This is a genomic window from Mycobacterium sp. E2989 (assembly GCF_001667595.1).
In the GTDB taxonomy this organism is placed as follows: Bacteria; Actinomycetota; Actinomycetes; order Mycobacteriales; family Mycobacteriaceae; genus Mycobacterium.
This window is the reverse complement of sequence record NZ_LZJX01000047.1, coordinates 1-539: the sequence shown is the minus strand read 5'-3', so window position 1 is coordinate 539 and position 539 is coordinate 1. Positions and strand designations below refer to the sequence as shown.

At 71.8% G+C, this 539-nt stretch carries 1 protein-coding gene; it reads left to right on the top strand.

What is annotated here, in order from left to right; all coding sequences use genetic code 11:
* Window positions 1-539 (top strand): VWA domain-containing protein (locus A5680_RS09380; protein ID WP_231977603.1); only part of this gene is annotated, 539 nt, incomplete at both ends.

Below are 539 nucleotides of genomic sequence, written 5' to 3'. Positions count from 1 at the left end.
CGCCCGGGCATGCTGTTGTTCGGTTTGCTCCCGCTGGCTCTGCTCGGGGTCTACATCCTGGTCCAGGCTCGCCGCCGGCGCCGGCTGCGCCGGTTCACCGAGACGAGCGTGCCGCAGTCGCTGGCGCGTCACATCCCGATCGCGGTGTCGCTGCTCAGCCTGGTTCTGCTGACCATCGCGCTCGCGACCCCCACCCACGACATGCGCATCCCGCGCAACCGGGCCGTCATCGTGCTGGTCATCGACATGTCGCAGTCCATGCGGGCGACCGACGTGCCGCCCAACCGGCTCAAGGCCGCCGAGGAGGCGGCCACCCAGTTCGCCACCCAGCTGACGCCGGGCATCAACCTGGGGCTGGTGGAGTTCGCGGCCAACGCCTCGCTGCTGGTCGCCCCGACGACCAACCGCCAGGCGGTCAAGGCCGCGATCGACAGCCTCAAGCCCGCGCGCATCGTGCTGGAGTCGGACGGCGCCGAGAACGTGCCGCTGGATCCCAACGCCCCGCAGGGGGCGTTCACCGCGGCCCGGGTGCCCCGCGA